The following is an 18,500-nucleotide window of genomic DNA, read 5'->3' on the forward strand; positions in this document are numbered from 1 at the left end:
GGCAGTCCAAGGAGTTGATTTTCAACTTCGAGGGCGGCCCTTTTTTTGATTTCACATTCTAGTTATTTTAAGATTTTCTTAATCCATTGCAAGCCATTTTTCATAGTAGGATAACGAAATGGCAGATCAAAGCGGGTTGTCTGGTGCAGCACGCTTTTGTGATGAGAGAACAGGTCGAAGGTGTGATGCCCGTGATATCTACCCATACCGCTGTTGCCAACGCCGCCAATAGGCAGGTGGTGGGAGGCGAATTGAATCACCGTATCGTTGATCGCACCACAGCCGAATGAAATTCGCTGTAACAAGTCTTTTTGCAGTCTCTTAGATTCAGAGAAAAGATAGAGTGCAAGCGGCTTCGGTCTTGTGGTGATGGGTACTATGACTTCGCGCTCCAATTCGTTATAGGTGAAGATCGGTAGGATCGGTCCGAATATTTCCTCTTCCATGATGGGGTCCTCCCACGTCATGTTACCGAGGATCGTCGGTTCGATATACCGACGATCCTCCTCCCCGCCGCCTCCGACAAGGAGCGTGCCGCTGCTGCGATCCAGCAGCGCACGCAGGCGGCGATAGTGCCGGCCACTGATGATGGCCGGCAACTCCTTGCGGCGGGGATCGCTGGGCGACTCGCCGTAAAGCTCCGCGATGGAGGCTTGCATCGCGGCAACAAGGGCTCCGTGCACGGATTCGTGCACGAGGACATAATCCGGCGCAACGCAGGTTTGGCCGGAGTTCAAGAACTTGCCCCAAACAATTCGTTTGGCAGCAAGTTTGATATTGGCATCATGGTGGACGATGCAAGGGCTTTTTCCACCAAGCTCTAGCGTGACCGGTGTTAAATGCTTACTTGCAGCTTCCATGACGATTTTACCCACTGCAGGTCCACCTGTGAAAAAAATGTAATCCCAGTGCTGATGCAATAGTGCAGTACTGACCTCTGCATCACCTTCGACCACACTCAATATCCCTTCTGCCAAGCCATTCGAATGAGCGTCTTTAATCAGCTTTACAAGGGCTGCGGATGTATGGGGCGCCTGCTCGGACGGTTTAAGTACAATACAATTACCTGCAGCGATAGCGCCAATGACAGGGGCAAGAGAGAGTTGAAAGGGATAATTCCATGGTGCAATAACAAGGACTGCGCCGAAAGGTTCTGGGTAGATGATACCACGCGCACCGAAGTGGATAACGGCCGTTTTCACACGTTTCGGTTTCGCCCAGCGACGCAAGTGCTTAAGTGTGTGCGTGATCTCAGATAAGATGATACCAATTTCTGTTGTATAAGCTTCAAAGTTGGTTTTATTTAGATCTAGTCTTAATGCTTCAAGCAGCTGAGGTTCATGACGCTTTATTGCTTCCTGGAGCTTGCGAAGGGCTTGAATACGTACTTCTACATCTAGAGTTGCCCCGGTTGCGAAGAAACGTCTTATTCGTTCGACAATCTGTTGTGCAACCTTATTCATACAATCACCCTCTTTTCCACACATGACCGTAATGGAGCTTTAGCTATATGTATAGCAAAAGCGATGTACGCATGCTGATTTTTTAATAGATGCATGACATTTATCGAATTAATGGGTCTACAAATGGGATCCAATGAATCGTGGGTGTTCCATGATCATGGCTTAAGCCAGCAGTTCCTACCCAAGGGTGGGAACTTGTCTCATTGACCAAATAATGTTCCAACATCGACCTGAAAATAAACGGTAAATCTCGATCTAGAATCTGATCCCGTGGTATCCAGTGAAGTTCACCTTCGTCGGTTGAAATACGGGGATTCATAGATGTCATCGCGGTATAAAAAAATTGCTGCCTAAGCTCGCCGCCAAACAGTCGGAGAAGCACATACTGGAGCTGCATATCACAGATCTCATGCGCTTGAATACCTGTCTCTTCCTCAATCTCACGCAAGCATGTGGCCCTTGGTGTACCAATCTCTTCAGGCTCAATGTGACCACCTACTGCGGCCCATTTTCCAGGAGATAGCGTTCGATTTATAGATCGTTTCATCATAAGTAACTCATCTCTTTCGTTAAATAAGAGAACGGCAGACATGAGTCGCAAGGTCATCATTGGGGTATCCACTCCTACGAATTTTTTGACTATAATGAAAGGATACCATTTCTGTAATTCAGTGGTCGAGTCTATTTTATTAGCAAAAAAACACCCATTGCCCTTTTGCGGTACTTGCAGTATAATGTCCACTGTAAGGATACAGTTGTATTTTTAGAGAGGACGTTAATGATGGTGCAGGAAAAAAACAACTATTATGTCGTCCGTGAAGATATTCTTCCAGAAGGCATTTTGAAAACGGTGCAGGCGAAGGAGCTGCTCGCCCGTGGTGAAGTCAATACGATTCACGAAGCGGTTGAGAAAGTTGGTCTTAGTCGAAGCGCATTTTATAAATATAAAGATCGTATTCATCCAATTACAAAATTGGAACGCGAGCGAATCATTACAATTGGTATGGATTTGACACATCGGTCAGGCATTCTGTCCCAAGTATTGTCTATGGTTGCAGGTCACGATGGAAATGTACTGACGATTAATCAGACGATTCCACTGCAGGGGATGGCGAACGTAACCATTTCTATGGATGCAACGCAAATGGGACCCAAGGTAGATGAGCTGATGCATGCACTTCGTGCGCAAGATGGTGTGAAGCGTGCTTCGATTTTAGGTGAAGGCGGAACATTATCATTCAATTCATAAATAGATCATAGTTTATAGGAGGAAGATGAGATGAAACCTATTAAAGTGGGACTGCTAGGATTAGGAACTGTGGGAACTGGTGTTGTGCGTATTGTGGAAGGGCATCAAGAGGATTTACAGCGAAAGACAGCAGGTGCTCAGATTTGTATTGAGAAAATTTTAGTGCAGAATTTGGAAAAAGAGCGCAATGTCCATGTGGATCGTGACTTACTAACAGATCAAGCTGAGGATGTTATCGCAAATAGCGAAATTGATATTGTGATCGAAGTAATGGGCGGTGTTGAACTGGCTCGCACTTATATTTTGGAAGCATTGGAACGCGGAAAACATGTCGTAACAGCGAACAAAGATTTAATGGCACTACATGGTCCAGAGATTTTGGCAAAAGCAGCGGAAAAGGGCTGCGACGTATTTTATGAGGCAAGTGTTGCTGGTGGAATTCCAATTATCAGAACGTTGATTGATGGATTCTCCTCGGACAGAATTACCAAAATAATGGGAATCGTGAATGGGACAACGAACTATATTTTAACGAAAATGAGTCAAGAAGGCGTTGCATACCTCGATGTATTAAAAGAAGCACAAGAACTTGGTTATGCAGAAGCAGATCCAACTTCCGACGTTGAAGGGCTGGATGCTGCTCGTAAAATGACAATCCTATCCACGCTCGGATTTCACGCGAACGTTGATTTAAATGATGTTGAAGTAAAAGGGATTTCTCAAGTAACGAAGGAAGACATCGCATATGGGAAGCAGCTTGGTTATGAAGTGAAGCTATTAGGGATCGCAGAGAGCCAAGATGATCATATTAGTGTTTCGGTACAACCAACAATGGTGAAGAGAACACATCCACTTGCTTCTGTTAATGGCGTATTTAATGCTGTGTATGTGTACGGAGAAGCAGTTGGCGAGACAATGTTCTATGGCCCAGGTGCAGGCACAATGCCAACGGCTACTTCCGTCGTTGCAGATCTAGTTGCCGTGATTCGTAATCTACAAGCGGGTGTAAGTGGACATGAAGTGTTCAAGCCCTATAAAGAGAAAAAGTTGAAGTCTGATGAGCAAATTTCATCTAAATACTTCTTGTTGTTACATGTGGACGATAAAGCAGGTGTGCTAGCTAGAATTACACAAGTATTCTCGCAATATGATGTAAGTCTGGAATCCGTATTGCAGCATCCGAACGCACATAACCCGAATGCTGAAATTATTATTATTACACATGGTGCGAATCGTGCAGCAATGAATCAAGTGATTGCTGAATTTGACCATTTGGAAGTCATTCGCTCCATTAAAAGCGTGTACCGTGTTGAAGGTTAATCGATAAATTGATACGAATAGGGAGAGGCGGACATACGATGAGATACATGGGATTGCTGCATCAATATAAAGAGTTTTTACCAGTGAATGAGAATACACCAAATTTAACTTTACATGAAGGAAATACACCGCTTGTTCGTGCCGATCAGTTATCGGAAGAACTTGGTCTTGATCTGTATTTTAAATATGAGGGCTTAAACCCTACAGGTTCATTCAAGGACCGCGGTATGGTAATGGCGGTTGCCAAGGCGATGGAAGAAGGTTCACGTACGATTATGTGTGCTTCTACAGGGAATACATCGGCAGCAGCTGCAGCTTATGCGGCTAGAGGAAATTTGAATTGTATCGTGTTGATTCCAAATAACAACATTGCACTTGGTAAGCTTGCACAAGCGATGATCTATGGTGCAAAAGTAATTGCGATCGAAGGTAACTTTGACCGTGCGCTTGAAATTGTTCGTGAAATTACAGCAAAGCACCCAATCACTTTGGTAAACTCAGTGAATCCTTATCGAATTGAAGGTCAGAAGACAGCTGCTTTTGAAGTGTGTGAGCAGCTGGGCGAAGCACCTGATTATTTAGCAATTCCAGTTGGAAATGCGGGTAATATTTCGGCATATTGGAAAGGATTTAAAGAGTTTAAAGAGCGGGGTAAGATCCATTCCTTACCTAAAATGATCGGATTCGAAGCAGAAGGCGCAATGGCAATTGTCAAAGGAGAACCGATTCTGGAACCAGAAACAGTAGCAACAGCGATTCGTATTGGCAACCCGGCATCATGGAAAACAGCAGTAGCTGCAGCTGAAGAATCTAAGGGTCAAATTAATTATGTAACGGATGATCAGATTTTGCATGCCTATCGCTTGATTGCAGCTAAAGAAGGAATTTTTGCAGAGCCAGGTTCTGCAGCATCCATCGCTGGTGTATTGAAATTGCATAGTGAAGGATATTTCACTAAAGGCCAAAAGGTTGTATGTGTATTGACTGGACATGGATTGAAAGATCCTAACATAGCAATTAAAACCGTGGCTACAGAGCCGCTCGTTGTTCAAGATACAGAAGAAGCTGTAATGGAAGCAATTGCGAAGCTGGAATCGCAAGGTTAAGGTGGGAACAAGATGAGACATCAACGCGTACGAGTTAAGGTTCCTGCTTCTACAGCGAATTTGGGACCCGGGTTTGATTCGCTTGGGATGGCACTTGAAATATATGCTTGGATCGAGATGGGATTTGCTGAAAAGACTCAAATTGAGCTCTTTGGCGACAATTTGGAAGGAGTAGCACTTGATAAATCCAATTTGATTTATGAGGTTGCACAGATGGTGTTCGCCGAAGCAGGCGAACATCACCCTGAGCTGTACATTGGGATGTACAGCGAAATCCCCTTAACGCGGGGGCTCGGCTCCTCCGCGTCCGCTATTGTTGGCGCACTAAGCGCCGCCAACGCTCTGATCGGCGGTAAGCTATCCGCTGACCGCCTCTTCCAGCTGGCTTCCCAGCTGGAGAAGCACCCCGACAATGTTGGCGCCTCGCTGTTCGGCGGCATTGTCGTCGCATTCTGGGATGGTGCTCGGGCGGAGCACATCCGACTAGAGCCGCACCTCGATATGGAGGTGCTGGTTGCGATTCCGTCGTTCCAACTATCGACGGAAAAGGCACGCCACGTGCTGCCGCAGTCTGTGGCGCTTCCCGAGGCTGTGTATAACCTCAGCCATTCCTCTTTACTTGTTGCTTCATTTGCTACTGGTAACCTTGCGATGATCCGTCATGCGATGCAGGATCGCTTGCATCAGCCGCATCGTGCAGCGCTCATCCCAGGTATGACAGAGATCTTGGATCGCGCTGTAGAACACGGCGCACTTGGTGCCGCCCTATCGGGAGCAGGTCCAACGATGCTTGCATTACTAGATGCTCGAGGTGGGCGTAGAGATGAGCTTGAAGCCTTTTTAAGAAATACATTTGTGAAGCATCAGATTGAAGTTGATACTAGGCTGCTGCGCCCTTGTCTAACGGGTGTTCAAGTACTGCCTGCTGAACAAGGGGACTGTTCATTACTAGAGCTCGCAAAAGGAGAACTTGCTGTATGAGACGAATAGCACTACTAGGACCCGGTACGTTTTCCGAAGAATCTGTACAGCATTTTCTTGGGAGTGGTCACTATGAATATGTAAATAGTAGATTTATTTCTGACGTATTTACACAAACAGCTAGTGGGCAGACAGATTATGGTGTCATCCCGATTGAAAATACAATAGATGGTTCAGTTGCTCTGCATATGGACTGGCTTGTGCATGAAGTTGATTTGCCAATACAAGCTGAGTGGGTTTATCCTGTAGATATCAATTTAATAGGCTTTACACCCAAAGGGCAGATAGATTCTGAGAACCCGTATCGTCACATCCGTAAAGTGCTCTCGCATCCTGTTGCCTTAGCACAATGTCGCCAGTTTATTAAGCAGCATATGCCTGATGTAGAAATTGAACAGGTAAGCACGACAGCAGAAGGTGTGCGTCAGGTACAAGCTGCGAAAGATCCCGCAACTGCTGCTTTCGGGACAACAAATGCATCCAAACTTTATGATGTACCTGTACTTGCTGCATTGATTCAAGATCATAAAGATAACGTGACACGGTTTTTGTTAGTTGGGGAAGAAAAACCACAGCTGCAGAAATCTGAGCATATGAAAACGACGATTCTAGTCACGATGCCTGAGGATTATCCGGGTGGACTTCATCAGGTGCTCTCTGCATTTGCTTGGCGGCGCATCAATTTGTCTCGTATTGAGTCCAGACCTACGAAGAAGAAGCTAGGGAATTACTATTTTTATATCGAAATTGAGGGTTCTCTGGATTCTATTTTGCTGCGTTCATCCTTCGAGGAGATTGAGGCCATCGGCTGCGAAGTAAGAATATTGGGCTGTTACCCGTGCTATACGCACAAAAGCGGCCCCATTATGATGGAGGTGTAAGTTTCACATGTCAGAACAATGTATTTATTTAGACGGCGAATACGTTAGTAAAGCGGAAGCAAAGGTTTCCATCTTCGATCATGGTTTCCTATATGGTGATGGTATTTTTGAAGGAATTCGTATTTATAACGGCAACATTTTTAAATGTAAAGAGCACTTGGACCGCCTCTATGATTCAGCGAAATCGATTATGTTGAACATCCCGCTCTCCTATGAAGACATGCAAGACGTGATGGTAGAGACGATTCGTCGTAACGGTCTGCGTGATGGCTATATCCGTTTAATCGTCTCGCGTGGAGCTGGTGATCTCGGAATAGACCCTCGTCGTTCCCCTAAAGCAAGCGTGATCATTATTGTAGAAAAACTTGCGATCTATACCGAAGAAATGTATCAGAACGGTCTAAAGACGGTTTCCGTATCCCAACGCCGCAATATTCCAGATGCATTAAATCCGAAGATCAAATCACTCAATTATTTAAACAACATTCTGGTTAAAATCCAAGCGAATCTTGCAGGTGTGGGCGAAGCGATCATGCTTAACTCCCAAGGCTATGTGGCTGAAGGATCCGCAGATAATATTTTTATCATTAAACGTGGAACGCTTTACACACCTCCATGCTACTGCGGAGCTCTTGAAGGAATTACGCGTGGCGCGATTATCGAGCTTTGCGAGCGTCTTGGTTACAAAATGAAAGAAGAGCCATTTACACTTCATGATGTATATGTTGCCGACGAAGTGTTCTTCACAGGTACAGCAGCAGAAGTAATCGCTGTGCGTGAAGTAGATGGTCGTATCATCGGTGATGGTAAAGCGGGTCCGATTACGACTCACTTGTTACAAGAATTCCGTTCATTTGTTGAGGTTGACGGTGTAAAAATATACGAATAGTTCGTCCTGTGGACGCTTAAAATTCCGTGCAGACAGTGTTTAACACTTGTGCATGGGATTTTTTTTTGTAACTAGAGGTCAAAAGCCCAGAACCTGCATAAAATGTACTGTCTTGAGATGGGCGAGGGGATTAAAGGAATCAGAAGGAGGATTTAAGTTGAAAATTCATATTTCGAAAAAAGGGGATACCCTATTTAGTATCGCGACAAAATATAATGTCGATCTGGATAAGTTAGCCGCAACTAATCCCATGTTAGTAAGAGGAGATGACTTGGAGCCAGGCGTAAAGGTGAAAGTCCCAATTCCGCCCACACCCATTGAACTTCCTCCAGCACAGTATTTACATCAACATACGGTTCATCAAGGAGATACGCTGTGGAAGTTGAGCAAAGCATGGAATGTGCCATTGAAAGTCTTAATATCTGTAAATCCGCAGCTCAGAAATCCTAATGTGTTATTAAGCGGTGAAATTGTGAACATTCCCAAACTGGCAGACACAATCGCTCATGTCAGTATGGTTGCAGAGCCAGTTGTTAAGAGAAGTAAAGTAGAGGGACGTCAGCCAATAGAAACTGCCCAGGAAGAAGTTCGTGAAGAGAATCAAGTCGATTGGAAGCAAGAGACGATCACGGGTCAGGAAGCAGATACGTATACTGGTAATGCTTACGTAACATCTGAGAGTATCTTACCTGAAGTGAATTATAACTACGCGATAGAAGAGCAGCAGAGAATCATGCCGATGAATACAGAATGGGGAACGAACTATCCCGTCTATGAGACAAATGTGACAAACCCTTATGAAACGTATGCGATTGACCCTCGAACTAATATTCCAGCACTCCCATATGATGATTCAACTCAAATTGCGCCGGAGCAAGGGATTGATACGGAACAATTGAAAGCACAAATTCATCAAATTTTGAATGCTGCAGTAGATCAGCAATCTGAGGCAGCTCCATCAGCTAACAAACAGAAAACGACTAAATCTAGTGAGAAATCCAAGGTAAAGGCGAAAACCTCATCGCTTTCTAAAAAATCTTCCAAAACAACCTCTAGAACGACGACGAAAAATGGGCGGCCTTGGATCAAAATGTAAGGTACCATTTAAGAAATAAAAGTGGAGCATCTGAGCAGAAGCTGAGATACTCCACATTTGTTTATTAAGAAAAAAATTTCTATTTGGGCTGTCTTTGAGTAGAAATGAGCCACTTCCCTTCCTGCTCACCTACAATGAAATTGGGATTGATGGTTGGCGATTCTTCTGTAGAGAGTAGGCGTGCATTTTTTGCCTTCGGATCGATGCGATACCATCCTTTGCCTTCAACATAGAATAACGCTACTGCACCGGTCATATAAGGACCTGACAGCCGGGTTTCAGGTGAGATACCCATGGAAGTTTGGAACGAAATTTCTTGATCCATACTGGTCCACGTCCATTGCTCATTTCCTTTGTCCGCTTGAACGAGAACATTCCAGGTGTGTCCAGCATATTGAACAATTTTTTGTGTCAATTTCTTTCCACTCGGAGATTTATGAAGGATACGTGTTTGTCCGGTTGCGATATCAAGAATCTGTAGTCCGGAATCGGATGGGTAGATTATTTTTTTGCCTTCTAACCATTGCACATCCGTGATACATGAGCCTTCATAACAAGTATTCGAGCCTAAATTGTCATAATGCTTGATCGTTTTGCCATTAAAACCATCGAGAACTTCTAGCTGCATATGGATAATATTTTTATCGTTCATGATGCCCCAGATAATAGCAAGGGTTCCGGCTTGTGCATCGATGTCGAAACCGATTATTCTACCGTTTGCTTTAGGTACTGTCCATATCGAATCAAATTGCAGTGTGGTCGTGTCAAAACGCTGCAGCTCAGTAAATTTAGAGCCTCGTCGGATCGATATGATTTCTTCTGACTGCGAATTCCATTTCGGGTTTAGCAGTTCAGAATCGAATTGATATAAAAACGTTTGAAGCACATTGCCTTTGCGATTGACGAGTTCGTATATCATTTCAGCTCGCATCTCTGTCTCCACATGAAATGCGGCGAGAAGTAATCCATTATTTTTGCTTGATGGAACAATCGAGCTATATAAGTTATCAGCAGTGAAAGGATGATTTTGCGTACGTGTTACTGGATCATACCAGATGTACTTCGCAAGGGTTGTTGGCTCAAGTAAAATATGCTTCTCAGATTTCATTTGGAATCCACGTGCTGTACGGATACTTGTTGCGTCAAGTGTGACGAACTTATTTTTAATCGCCTCTTCATATTGCAGGGTTAAATCAAACGATCGATTATCGATCCAAGATATACTCCACTGTGCACCTGGAAGGGAGCGTTGATAATGCTCGTTAACCGATGTACGGTCAAGCTCCTCACTAAAGCTAAAGTTAATCATATACTTTTCGCCAATTTGAATTGGACGTGGCATGGTGATATGTTCACTGCTCCAATTAAAAGCTTGATCGATAAGTGGAATAGTAGAACTTGTAATTGTATATGTAATGGGCTTCATGTAATAAACATTGATCTGCTTGCTCTCATTGTGGCTAGGTGAGAAGAAACTGATGGCTAAGTCCGTCGTAGGCGCCCCTTTTAATGAAATGATAATGTGCTGGTCCCCTGAACCTATCGCTGCTGTGAAGGATACAGGCTCTCCTCGTGTAGTCGTAACCGCAATGTTGCGTCTAATCGTCTCGAACTGCTCCATTGTAGATGTCGTGGTTTTCGGAATGTTAAGGGAGAATGTAATTGCAGCATCTCGATGGGAGAACCAAATTTGTTGACCAGGTTCATAATCCCAGTATTGGTCATTCTCACTAATGCGAATAGAGTGAAATTTATCCTGCTGAATTTTATCAAAGAGTTTATTTGCCGACGCCGTACTATCCTTAGGTGTAGGAAGAGGCGTTGTTATAGGAAGTGGAGATTGCGGGTTTGGTGTCTGAGTTTGCTGCCTGCTTAATGATGTGAGTATGAGCACGATGCAGCATAGCGCAAATACACTTCCATATAGGATTCTCCAATTGGTTTTGGTCCAACGGTTCATCTTTTCTTTCCTCCTGAAAGTTTCATCCTTATTTCATAGAAGATTCTCTACTACTGGTTCGACCTCTCTTGTCCTAAATCCTCTATGTATATCCAATGCATCGAATGGGAAAAATAGAGAAAAATCGAATGAATAGAAGGGGATCAACGTGGTTGTTTTCAAAATACTGAGACAATGGAAGAAGATGCTTCGTCGCCAACGCAAATGGCTGCCGCTCGGATTCTTTATCGTGATCGTCCTGCTCATTATTGGCGGTTATAAAGCAAACGTAAAATCGGGCGTTAACCAGATACAAGGTGAAATTCAAAGTGTATTTGCACCTTCTGATCAGAAGATTCATCCTGATCAAGTGAAGACGTTGGCCGAGATAAGAAATACGAACCAGGATCGTGAAGTGATTTTACAGAAAAAGTATGTTTGTGGAGAAGAATTGCAAAATCTAGGACTGTTGTCCCCGAGTAAAGTGGATGAACTCCTTACTGAGCATCCTGATTGGTCGATTGCTTTACATCCAGATGGAACGGTTTATATGAGTCAACACATTTCGGATTTGTCGCCACAGTGTAAGAAGGGGGCTTATTTTGGATTGGATGAGAAAGGTGTTTTCTCATTATTTGACGGGCTCCCAGCTGAGAAGAAAGTCATGCGAACCTTTTTCCAATTAAATATTCAGCATTTACGCAGTGCGCTGCCGGATGATACGATTTCGCAGCTAATGAAAGGAATTCGTGTGAAGGATGTAGACGAATACAACTCTGTGTTATCAACATTTGCAGATTATGCATTGGCTGAGTATGCACCGAGAATAGACCCTTCTTCGTAGGTTTAAAACGTATGCGTCTGTAGAACGAAAAGGTCATGGATGAGATAGGTATCCACTCCTAAGCGGGGAGTGCCTATCTCTTTTTGTTGTGATCTGCTATAATGGCAGTGAATACATATGTTCGCTTTTTGGTGAAAAAGGAGAGATTTCGCTTGCGTATTTTAGGCATCGATCCGGGGATTGCAATTGTCGGTTTCGGCTTTATTGATAAAATAGGATCAAGGCTCACACCCGTCCAATATGGGTGCATCCAGACAGAGGCACATACAGACCCTGCAGAGCGTTTAAAACAGGTCTATGACTCCATTCAGGAGCTTATTAAGCGCTATAAACCGGATGCAGTGGCTATTGAGAAATTATTTTTCAATCGGAATGTGACGACGGCAATGTCGGTATCACAAGCGCGCGGTGTACTCATTCTAGCTGCTGTGCAGCATAACTTGCCCATTGCGGAATATACACCACTTCAGATCAAACAAGCGATTGTCGGTTATGGTAAAGCAGAGAAGAAGCAGGTGCAGGAGATGGTTAAGGTATTCTTGAAGCTGTCGGCTGTTCCGAAGCCTGACGATGTGGCAGATGCACTTGCGGTTGCTATTTGTCATGCACATTCATCCACTCTATTAAATAAAATGAACGAGGGTAAAAAAATATGATCGATTTTTTACGGGGTCGCCTTGCGGTTAAAGAAATAGATTATGTCGTATTGGATGTAAATGGGGTCGGGTATCGAGTATGGTGTCCAAATCCACATGAACCTAAATTTCGTGATGGAGAAGAATTAACATTGTTCGTTCATTATCATGTGAGAGAAGACGCACATCTGTTATTTGGCTTCCCGACTAGAGAAGAACAATATTTGTTTCGTAGATTAATAGAAGTATCGGGCATCGGACCGAAAGTTGCCCTCGGCATACTCGGTGGGGCTAGGCCTGAGGCTGTTATTTCGGCGATTCGTAGTGATAACCTGAACTTCTTATGCAAGTTGCCGGGTATCGGAAAAAAGACGGCTCAGCGTCTAATTCTGGACTTGAAAGACAAACTAGGTGCTGCACTGGAAGGTGGTGGAGCACTTAGTAGCGCTTCATGGGCTTCAAGTATTGATATCGGCTTAGGACTAGATCTTGTTCCAGCTGAAAGCTCTACGGGTGTCTCCTCCGAATGGCAGGCTGCCAAAGAAGTGCTGCTTGCACTTGGATATAGCGAAGCTGAGGCAGATCGAGCGATACAGTCGGTTCGTGGTAAGCTTTCAGAGACAGATAGCTCAGTTGATATTATCGTGCGTCATGCACTGCAGGCGCTTTATAAGCAGTAGAGTTGTAGGGGGATGAACATGGAAGATCGAATTATTTCCGCTAATTTAATGATGGAAGATAGCGGAGTCGAGTTTAGTCTGCGTCCTCGCTATTTAGCGGAATATATTGGACAAGCACAAGCCAAAGAAAATTTAAAAATATATATTGAAGCTGCTAAGCAGCGTAAGGAAGCGCTTGACCATGTGCTTTTGTATGGTCCTCCTGGACTTGGTAAAACGACGTTGTCGAACATTATTGCCAATGAACTGGGGGTCGGTATCCGAACGACTTCAGGTCCAGCGATTGAACGCCCTGGTGATCTAGCTGCGATCCTTACCAACTTGCAGGAAGGCGATGTTCTTTTCATTGATGAAATTCATCGCTTGCATCGTACAGTGGAAGAAGTACTGTATCCAGCTATGGAGGATTTTGCACTCGATATTATTATCGGAAAAGGACCATCCGCACGATCTGTTCGTCTGGACTTGCCTCCTTTTACACTAATTGGTGCGACAACTCGGGCAGGTTTGCTCTCATCTCCACTTCGAGATCGTTTTGGCGTTGTGTCACGCCTTGAATATTATTCTGTGGATGAACTGACTTATATCGTATCTCGTACAGCTGACATATTGGAAGTAGGGATTGTCGGTGAGGCGGCTAGAGAGATTGGGATGCGTTCACGAGGTACACCGAGGATTGCGAACCGCTTGTTGAAGCGGGTGCGTGATTTTGCACAAGTAATAGGTGACGGTATCATTACGCCTGAAATTGCAGCACAAGCTCTAAAATCGATTCAGATCGATGACTTGGGTCTCGATGAGATTGATCACAAAATGCTTCGCTCGATCATCACGAGTTTTGCTGGGGGACCTGTAGGTCTTGATACAATTGCGGCAACAATCGGGGAAGAAAGTCAGACGATTGAAGATGTCTATGAGCCCTATTTGCTTCAAATCGGTTTTTTGCAACGTACACCAAGAGGTCGTATGGTAACGCCTCAAGCTTACAATCATTTGGGTATTCCAATTCCTAAATCAAATTAAGCTTGCATACGTCAAAGATTCCGCGGGAGAGGATGAACTTAAAGATGAAATTAAGCAAATTATGGATGCATACGGGGAAATATGTTATAGCAGGAGCTCTATTATTTGGCGCTACATTGCCAATTGCAACAACCTCAACTTATGCAGCTGCAGCTGTACCTAAGCTAGATCAAATACGAGTTGCATTGTTTATGAATACGAGTAAAAGCAGCAATACGTCAGTTGTTACATTGAAATCAGATAAGGGGTTTGACCTTAATGTCCGCACGCCAAATGGTTCGACGCCGCTCTTTAGTTCAGCAGATTCATCTATTCGTGCATCTGCTGATGGCTACCGCGTATTATTGCTAGAAACGGATAACCAAGGTACAGCCAAAACAATTGCAGACCAGCTTTCTAAGGGTGCTGATAAAGTGAATCTAATTACATACACGAAGCAAGGTAAGCTGATGTACCGCGCTGAGTATGGTTATTATTCAACCCAAGAGCAAGCTGCTGCTGGACGGGATTCCGTACTGCGTAATGGCACAACGAGTGCATTGCTAGGTGCATTTAAACCTGTTGTAATAGGTAACGCTCGTTTACAAGCTGGGAATGCGGGTACTGAAAGTGAAGCAGTAAAGATGCTGGCTGTCGTGAATCAAGCTGGTATTTATGGCAACATCGTAGTTCAACCTGACGCTTCAGGCAACCCTCAATATATGGTTTGGATTGGTGATGAACAGGACGCAGCATCATTACAGACTTTTCAAGCATCTGCTGCGCAGCTATTACCTGGAATCTCACTGCAAGCTGTTGATTTAAAAAAGCCTTATGTCATCCGTAAGACAGATGCAGGAGCTCCTCATTTTGTATTTTATGGGGCGGGTAATACGAATTTGCTTATTCATCCTAAACAGCTTGGTGTAAGTGTGAAAGAGAAATCGGATAATACATACCGTGGTGATATTGAACTTAGCTTGTATAAAGATCGGCTCGCTGTGATTAATGAAGTAGCTTTTGAGCAGTATCTATACTCGGTAGTTGGTGCTGAGATGGGGGGATCTTTCCCGACTGAAGCATTGAAAGCGCAAGCTGTATCTGCTCGCACTTATGCATTAATGAATGGTCTGGCCTATGATATCGCTCATGTGGTTGACAATACTTATGATCAAGCCTATTACGGCATGAGCAGAGAAGCGAGTAACGTCAATCAAGCTGTGGATGCAACCAAAGGCGAAGTGATCATCGATGCACAGCAAAAATTAGTTGCTCCATTCTACTCTGCAAGTGCGGGTGGCGTAACAGCAGACCCTTCTGAGGCATGGGGTGGCCAAGGATATGATTATTTAAAAAGTGTCAGTTCGCCTGATGAGGCAACTGCTGAAAAATGGTATCGAGTTCTATTGAATGATGGAAAGACCGGTTATGTATTTGGAAATTATATGAAAGCAACAGGTAATTCGACAGTTGCTGGATTTTCATATTACCGGGTCACAGAACCGAACTTGAATGTTCGGATGGCACCAACGACATTCGCATCACTTGGACCCATTATTGGGAAGCTAAATGTTGGTGATCAAGTCGTCGTTTTAGAAGAAGTAATGATTGCGTCACCTTATGTGTGGGAAAGGGTCTTTGATGCAGCATCACTTGCTAATACACTAGGTAAAAATGGGGTATCGGTCAATGGGCGTATCTCTTCATTTGAAATTACGAAGCGGGGTCCATCAGGTCGAGTTGTAGAAGTTTCTGTGAATGGTCAGCCGATCAAAGTGAAAAATCCGGATGCAATTCGAACGACACTAGGCTCTCTTCCAAGCACATTGTTTGAAATTGAACAAACCGGGCGTTATACTATAAAAGGCGCTTCGGCTGTAAACAATCGGGATAATTCACAGCCTATCTATGCTTTGACCGGAAATCAATCGCAAGGAACGCAAATCTCGCAATCCCAGTATTTTGTGCTTGGAGCAAGTGGTAAGGGTAATTCATTGACTTCAGATCCTAATTTCCGTATTATCGGGAAAGGATATGGACATGGAATTGGAATGTCCCAGTATGGAGCTAAGAATTATGCCCTTCAAGGCTTTACGTATTTGCAAATCATTCAGGCATATTATAATGGAGTAACACTAACAAAAGGATGAAATCACATGGATGTTGAAGCTTTTGATTATATATTACCTGAGGAGCTAATCGCGCAGACGCCATTGGCGGATCGGACTAGCTCCCGTCTGATGACATTGAACAAGCAATCAGGCGAAATTCGTCACCAACATTTTGCTGATCTTATCCATGATATGAAAGCCGGGGATTTACTCGTGATGAACGATACACGGGTCATTCCAGCCCGGCTTTTTGGCGTCAAAAAGGACACTGGCGCTAAGGTAGAAGTGCTTCTGCTCAAATCACTGGGTGAGGACCGCTGGGAAGCGCTTGTTAAACCAGGGAAACGAATTCGAAGTGGTGCAACGCTTGTATTTGATTCAAAACTGAGTGCGATCGTTGAAGAATCGGGTGAGATGGGATCACGCATCCTAAAATTTGAGTATGAAGGTATTTTTAATGAAATTTTAGATGAGCTTGGCCATATGCCTTTGCCGCCTTATATTAAAGAACGTTTGGATGAAAAGGACCGTTATCAGACGGTTTATGCCAAGCACGAAGGATCTGCTGCTGCACCGACAGCAGGGCTTCATTTTACGAATGAATTCTTGAAAGCTGTTAAGGATAAAGGCATTCAAATTGCTTATATTACACTTCATGTGGGTCTTGGAACTTTCCGGCCGGTTTCTGTCGATCGGATTGAAGATCATGCGATGCATGCAGAGTACTTCGACGTCCCAGAGGAAACGGCTGCTGCAATCAATGAGACGAAAAAAAGAGGCAGTCGCGTAATTGCAGTGGGTACAACCTCTTCTCGAACACTTGAAACAGCAGCGCGTGTGAGCGCGGCGAAGCAAGAACAAGCAGATGGAGTTAAGCAATCAAGTTCTTCTGAGTTTCAACCGATTACAAGCTGTCAAGGATGGACGGATATTTTTATTTATCCAGGCTATCAGTTCCAAGTCGTTGATGCATTAATTACGAATTTCCATTTGCCAAAATCAACATTGTTAATGTTAATCTCAGCAATGGCGGGACGTGACAATATTTTACGAGCCTACGAAGAAGCAGTTAAAGAACGCTATCGCTTCTTTTCTTTTGGCGACGCGATGTTTATTTATTGAATATAGATTAGGATGTGAATGAAGTTGGCAGCAGTAACGTACGAACATATTAAAACTTGCAAACAGTCTGGCGCTCGTCTAGGTCTCGTTCATACACCGCATGGTACGTTTGAAACTCCGGCATTTATGCCAGTGGGTACGCAAGCAACCGTGAAGACGATGAGTCCGGAAGAACTCAAAGTGATGGATGCGCAAATTATTTTGAGTAACACGTATCATCTATTTCTTCGCCCTGGTCATGAGATTGTTAGAAAAGCAGGTGGATTACACAAGTTCATGAATTGGGATCGTCCGATTCTAACAGATAGCGGCGGGTTTCAAGTCTTCTCATTAAGCGACATGCGTAAAATTACAGAAGAAGGCGTACACTTCCGCTCTCACTTAAATGGAGATAAGTTATTCCTTTCCCCAGAAGTAGCCATGGAAATTCAAAATGCCCTTGGTTCGGATATCATGATGGCGTTCGACGAATGTCCACCGCCAGATGCAGATTACAATTATGTGCTCAAATCACTTGAGCGCACAACCCGTTGGGCAGAGCGCTGCTTGAAAAGCCATGCAAGACCACATGATCAAGCACTTTTCGGTATTGTGCAAGGCGGAATGTTCAAGGATTTGCGCAAAATGAGCGCGGAGCATTTGACTTCCATGGATTTCCCGGGTTATGCTATTGGTGGACTAAGTGTTGGCGAGCCTAAACCTGTGATGTATGAGATGCTTGAATGTACAGTTCCATTGCTTCCGACAAACAAGCCTCGTTATTTAATGGGGGTTGGGTCACCGGACGCGTTGATCGAAGGTGCAATTCGCGGTGTCGATATGTTCGATTGCGTGCTTCCGAGTCGGATTGCGCGTAACGGAACGTTAATGACATCTAGTGGACGGTTAGTCATTCGCAATGCGAAGTTTGCGGAGGATTTTGGTCCGATTGATCCAGAATGTTCGTGTTATACGTGTCAGAATTATAGTCGTGCGTATATTCGTCATCTCATTAAAGCAGATGAAACATTCGGTCTTCGTTTGACAACGTACCACAATTTGCATTTCTTACTCCAATTAATGCGTGATGTCAGACAAGCTATTATGGAAGATCGCCTCTTGGATTTTCGAGATGGGTTTTTCACAAAGTATGGACTCTATGACAATGATAGAGGATTTTAAGAACTAGGGAGGAATTTTGAA

The 18,500-nt window shown here is 44.1% G+C and carries 17 protein-coding genes; 14 read left to right on the plus strand and 3 right to left on the minus strand.

Annotated features, from left to right (window positions below; translation table 11 throughout):
• Positions 1-62: 62 nt before the first annotated feature.
• Both ACSBOP_RS05795 and ACSBOP_RS05800 read right to left on the minus strand, forming a co-directional pair.
• Positions 63-1,463, minus strand: coding sequence for an aldehyde dehydrogenase (locus ACSBOP_RS05795; RefSeq protein WP_442603489.1), 1,401 nt, complete (start codon positions 1,461-1,463; stop codon positions 63-65).
• A 100-nt stretch (positions 1,464-1,563) separates the two neighbouring features.
• Positions 1,564-2,073, minus strand: coding sequence for an NUDIX hydrolase (locus ACSBOP_RS05800; protein ID WP_442603490.1), 510 nt, complete (start codon positions 2,071-2,073; stop codon positions 1,564-1,566).
• Between the two features lie 168 nt (positions 2,074-2,241).
• Between ACSBOP_RS05800 and ACSBOP_RS05805 the strand changes: the two genes are divergently transcribed.
• From ACSBOP_RS05805 to ACSBOP_RS05835, 7 genes are all read left to right on the plus strand, one after another.
• The gene (locus tag ACSBOP_RS05805) at positions 2,242-2,712 is read left to right on the plus strand and encodes an ACT domain-containing protein (RefSeq protein WP_442603491.1); all 471 of its coding nucleotides are present in this window, start codon (positions 2,242-2,244) and stop codon (positions 2,710-2,712) included.
• A gap of 30 nt (positions 2,713-2,742) precedes the next feature.
• Positions 2,743-4,032 (plus strand): homoserine dehydrogenase, encoded by a 1,290-nt coding sequence (locus ACSBOP_RS05810; RefSeq protein ID WP_442603492.1) that lies wholly within the window; start codon positions 2,743-2,745, stop codon positions 4,030-4,032.
• A 38-nt stretch (positions 4,033-4,070) separates the two neighbouring features.
• On the plus strand, positions 4,071-5,138 hold the full coding sequence (gene thrC, locus ACSBOP_RS05815; RefSeq protein ID WP_442603493.1) for a threonine synthase: 1,068 nt from the start codon (positions 4,071-4,073) through the stop codon (positions 5,136-5,138).
• Positions 5,139-5,150: 12 nt separating this feature from the next.
• Positions 5,151-6,119, plus strand: coding sequence for a homoserine kinase (gene thrB, locus ACSBOP_RS05820; protein WP_442603494.1), 969 nt, complete (start codon positions 5,151-5,153; stop codon positions 6,117-6,119).
• On the plus strand, positions 6,116-7,000 hold the full coding sequence (pheA, locus tag ACSBOP_RS05825) for a prephenate dehydratase (protein ID WP_442603495.1): 885 nt from the start codon (positions 6,116-6,118) through the stop codon (positions 6,998-7,000). The genes thrB and pheA overlap by 4 nt, the downstream gene beginning before the upstream one ends.
• A 7-nt stretch (positions 7,001-7,007) precedes the next feature.
• Positions 7,008-7,889 (plus strand): branched-chain-amino-acid transaminase, encoded by an 882-nt coding sequence (gene ilvE / locus ACSBOP_RS05830; protein WP_442603496.1) that lies wholly within the window; start codon positions 7,008-7,010, stop codon positions 7,887-7,889.
• Between the two features lie 157 nt (positions 7,890-8,046).
• Positions 8,047-8,985, plus strand: a complete 939-nt coding sequence (locus tag ACSBOP_RS05835; protein ID WP_442603497.1) for a LysM peptidoglycan-binding domain-containing protein — start codon at positions 8,047-8,049, stop codon at positions 8,983-8,985.
• 79 nt (positions 8,986-9,064) lie between these two features.
• Here ACSBOP_RS05835 and ACSBOP_RS05840 read toward each other — a convergent pair whose 3' ends face one another.
• Positions 9,065-10,945 carry a hypothetical protein gene (locus tag ACSBOP_RS05840; protein WP_442603498.1) on the minus strand — a complete coding sequence of 627 codons (1,881 nt, stop codon included), beginning with the start codon at positions 10,943-10,945 and terminating at the stop codon, positions 9,065-9,067.
• A gap of 148 nt (positions 10,946-11,093) precedes the next feature.
• Between ACSBOP_RS05840 and ACSBOP_RS05845 the strand changes: the two genes are divergently transcribed.
• The 7 genes from ACSBOP_RS05845 (at position 11,094) to tgt (ending at position 18,479) form a co-directional block, all read left to right on the plus strand.
• Positions 11,094-11,768 (plus strand): BofC C-terminal domain-containing protein, encoded by a 675-nt coding sequence (locus ACSBOP_RS05845; RefSeq protein ID WP_442603499.1) that lies wholly within the window; start codon positions 11,094-11,096, stop codon positions 11,766-11,768.
• A 152-nt stretch (positions 11,769-11,920) separates the two neighbouring features.
• A complete protein-coding gene (gene ruvC, locus ACSBOP_RS05850; protein ID WP_442603500.1) occupies positions 11,921-12,424 on the plus strand; it encodes a crossover junction endodeoxyribonuclease RuvC in 504 nt (167 codons plus the stop codon).
• On the plus strand, positions 12,421-13,083 hold the full coding sequence (gene ruvA, locus ACSBOP_RS05855; protein WP_442603501.1) for a Holliday junction branch migration protein RuvA: 663 nt from the start codon (positions 12,421-12,423) through the stop codon (positions 13,081-13,083). The genes ruvC and ruvA overlap by 4 nt, the downstream gene beginning before the upstream one ends.
• A gap of 18 nt (positions 13,084-13,101) precedes the next feature.
• Entirely contained in the window at positions 13,102-14,106 is a 1,005-nt protein-coding gene (gene ruvB / locus ACSBOP_RS05860; protein WP_442603502.1) for a Holliday junction branch migration DNA helicase RuvB, read from the plus strand.
• A gap of 44 nt (positions 14,107-14,150) precedes the next feature.
• Complete coding sequence (locus tag ACSBOP_RS05865; RefSeq protein ID WP_442603503.1) at positions 14,151-16,235, plus strand: SpoIID/LytB domain-containing protein; 2,085 nt, start codon at positions 14,151-14,153, stop codon at positions 16,233-16,235.
• 6 nt (positions 16,236-16,241) lie between these two features.
• On the plus strand, positions 16,242-17,318 hold the full coding sequence (gene queA / locus ACSBOP_RS05870) for a tRNA preQ1(34) S-adenosylmethionine ribosyltransferase-isomerase QueA (RefSeq protein WP_442603504.1): 1,077 nt from the start codon (positions 16,242-16,244) through the stop codon (positions 17,316-17,318).
• A gap of 18 nt (positions 17,319-17,336) precedes the next feature.
• Positions 17,337-18,479 (plus strand): tRNA guanosine(34) transglycosylase Tgt, encoded by a 1,143-nt coding sequence (gene tgt, locus ACSBOP_RS05875; protein WP_442603505.1) that lies wholly within the window; start codon positions 17,337-17,339, stop codon positions 18,477-18,479.
• The last annotated feature ends 21 nt before the right edge of the window (positions 18,480-18,500 follow it).

This window comes from Paenibacillus sp. KN14-4R (assembly GCF_052180255.1).
Lineage (GTDB): Bacteria > Bacillota > Bacilli > Paenibacillales > NBRC-103111 > Paenibacillus_AM.

What these genes read in the sequence shown, in the direction of transcription:
- ACSBOP_RS05795 (WP_442603489.1), bottom strand. Translation starts at nt 1,463, where the DNA reads ATGAATAAGGTTGCACAACAGATTGTCGAACGAATAAGACGTTTCTTC.
- ACSBOP_RS05800 (WP_442603490.1), bottom strand. Translation starts at nt 2,073, where the DNA reads ATGATGACCTTGCGACTCATGTCTGCCGTTCTCTTATTTAACGAAAGA.
- ACSBOP_RS05805 (WP_442603491.1), top strand. Translation starts at nt 2,242, where the DNA reads ATGATGGTGCAGGAAAAAAACAACTATTATGTCGTCCGTGAAGATATT.
- ACSBOP_RS05810 (WP_442603492.1), top strand. Translation starts at nt 2,743, where the DNA reads ATGAAACCTATTAAAGTGGGACTGCTAGGATTAGGAACTGTGGGAACT.
- thrC (WP_442603493.1), top strand. Translation starts at nt 4,071, where the DNA reads ATGAGATACATGGGATTGCTGCATCAATATAAAGAGTTTTTACCAGTG.
- thrB (WP_442603494.1), top strand. Translation starts at nt 5,151, where the DNA reads ATGAGACATCAACGCGTACGAGTTAAGGTTCCTGCTTCTACAGCGAAT.
- pheA (WP_442603495.1), top strand. Translation starts at nt 6,116, where the DNA reads ATGAGACGAATAGCACTACTAGGACCCGGTACGTTTTCCGAAGAATCT.
- ilvE (WP_442603496.1), top strand. Translation starts at nt 7,008, where the DNA reads ATGTCAGAACAATGTATTTATTTAGACGGCGAATACGTTAGTAAAGCG.
- ACSBOP_RS05840 (WP_442603498.1), bottom strand. Translation starts at nt 10,945, where the DNA reads ATGAACCGTTGGACCAAAACCAATTGGAGAATCCTATATGGAAGTGTA.
- ruvA (WP_442603501.1), top strand. Translation starts at nt 12,421, where the DNA reads ATGATCGATTTTTTACGGGGTCGCCTTGCGGTTAAAGAAATAGATTAT.
- ruvB (WP_442603502.1), top strand. Translation starts at nt 13,102, where the DNA reads ATGGAAGATCGAATTATTTCCGCTAATTTAATGATGGAAGATAGCGGA.
- ACSBOP_RS05865 (WP_442603503.1), top strand. Translation starts at nt 14,151, where the DNA reads ATGAAATTAAGCAAATTATGGATGCATACGGGGAAATATGTTATAGCA.
- queA (WP_442603504.1), top strand. Translation starts at nt 16,242, where the DNA reads ATGGATGTTGAAGCTTTTGATTATATATTACCTGAGGAGCTAATCGCG.
- tgt (WP_442603505.1), top strand. Translation starts at nt 17,337, where the DNA reads ATGAAGTTGGCAGCAGTAACGTACGAACATATTAAAACTTGCAAACAG.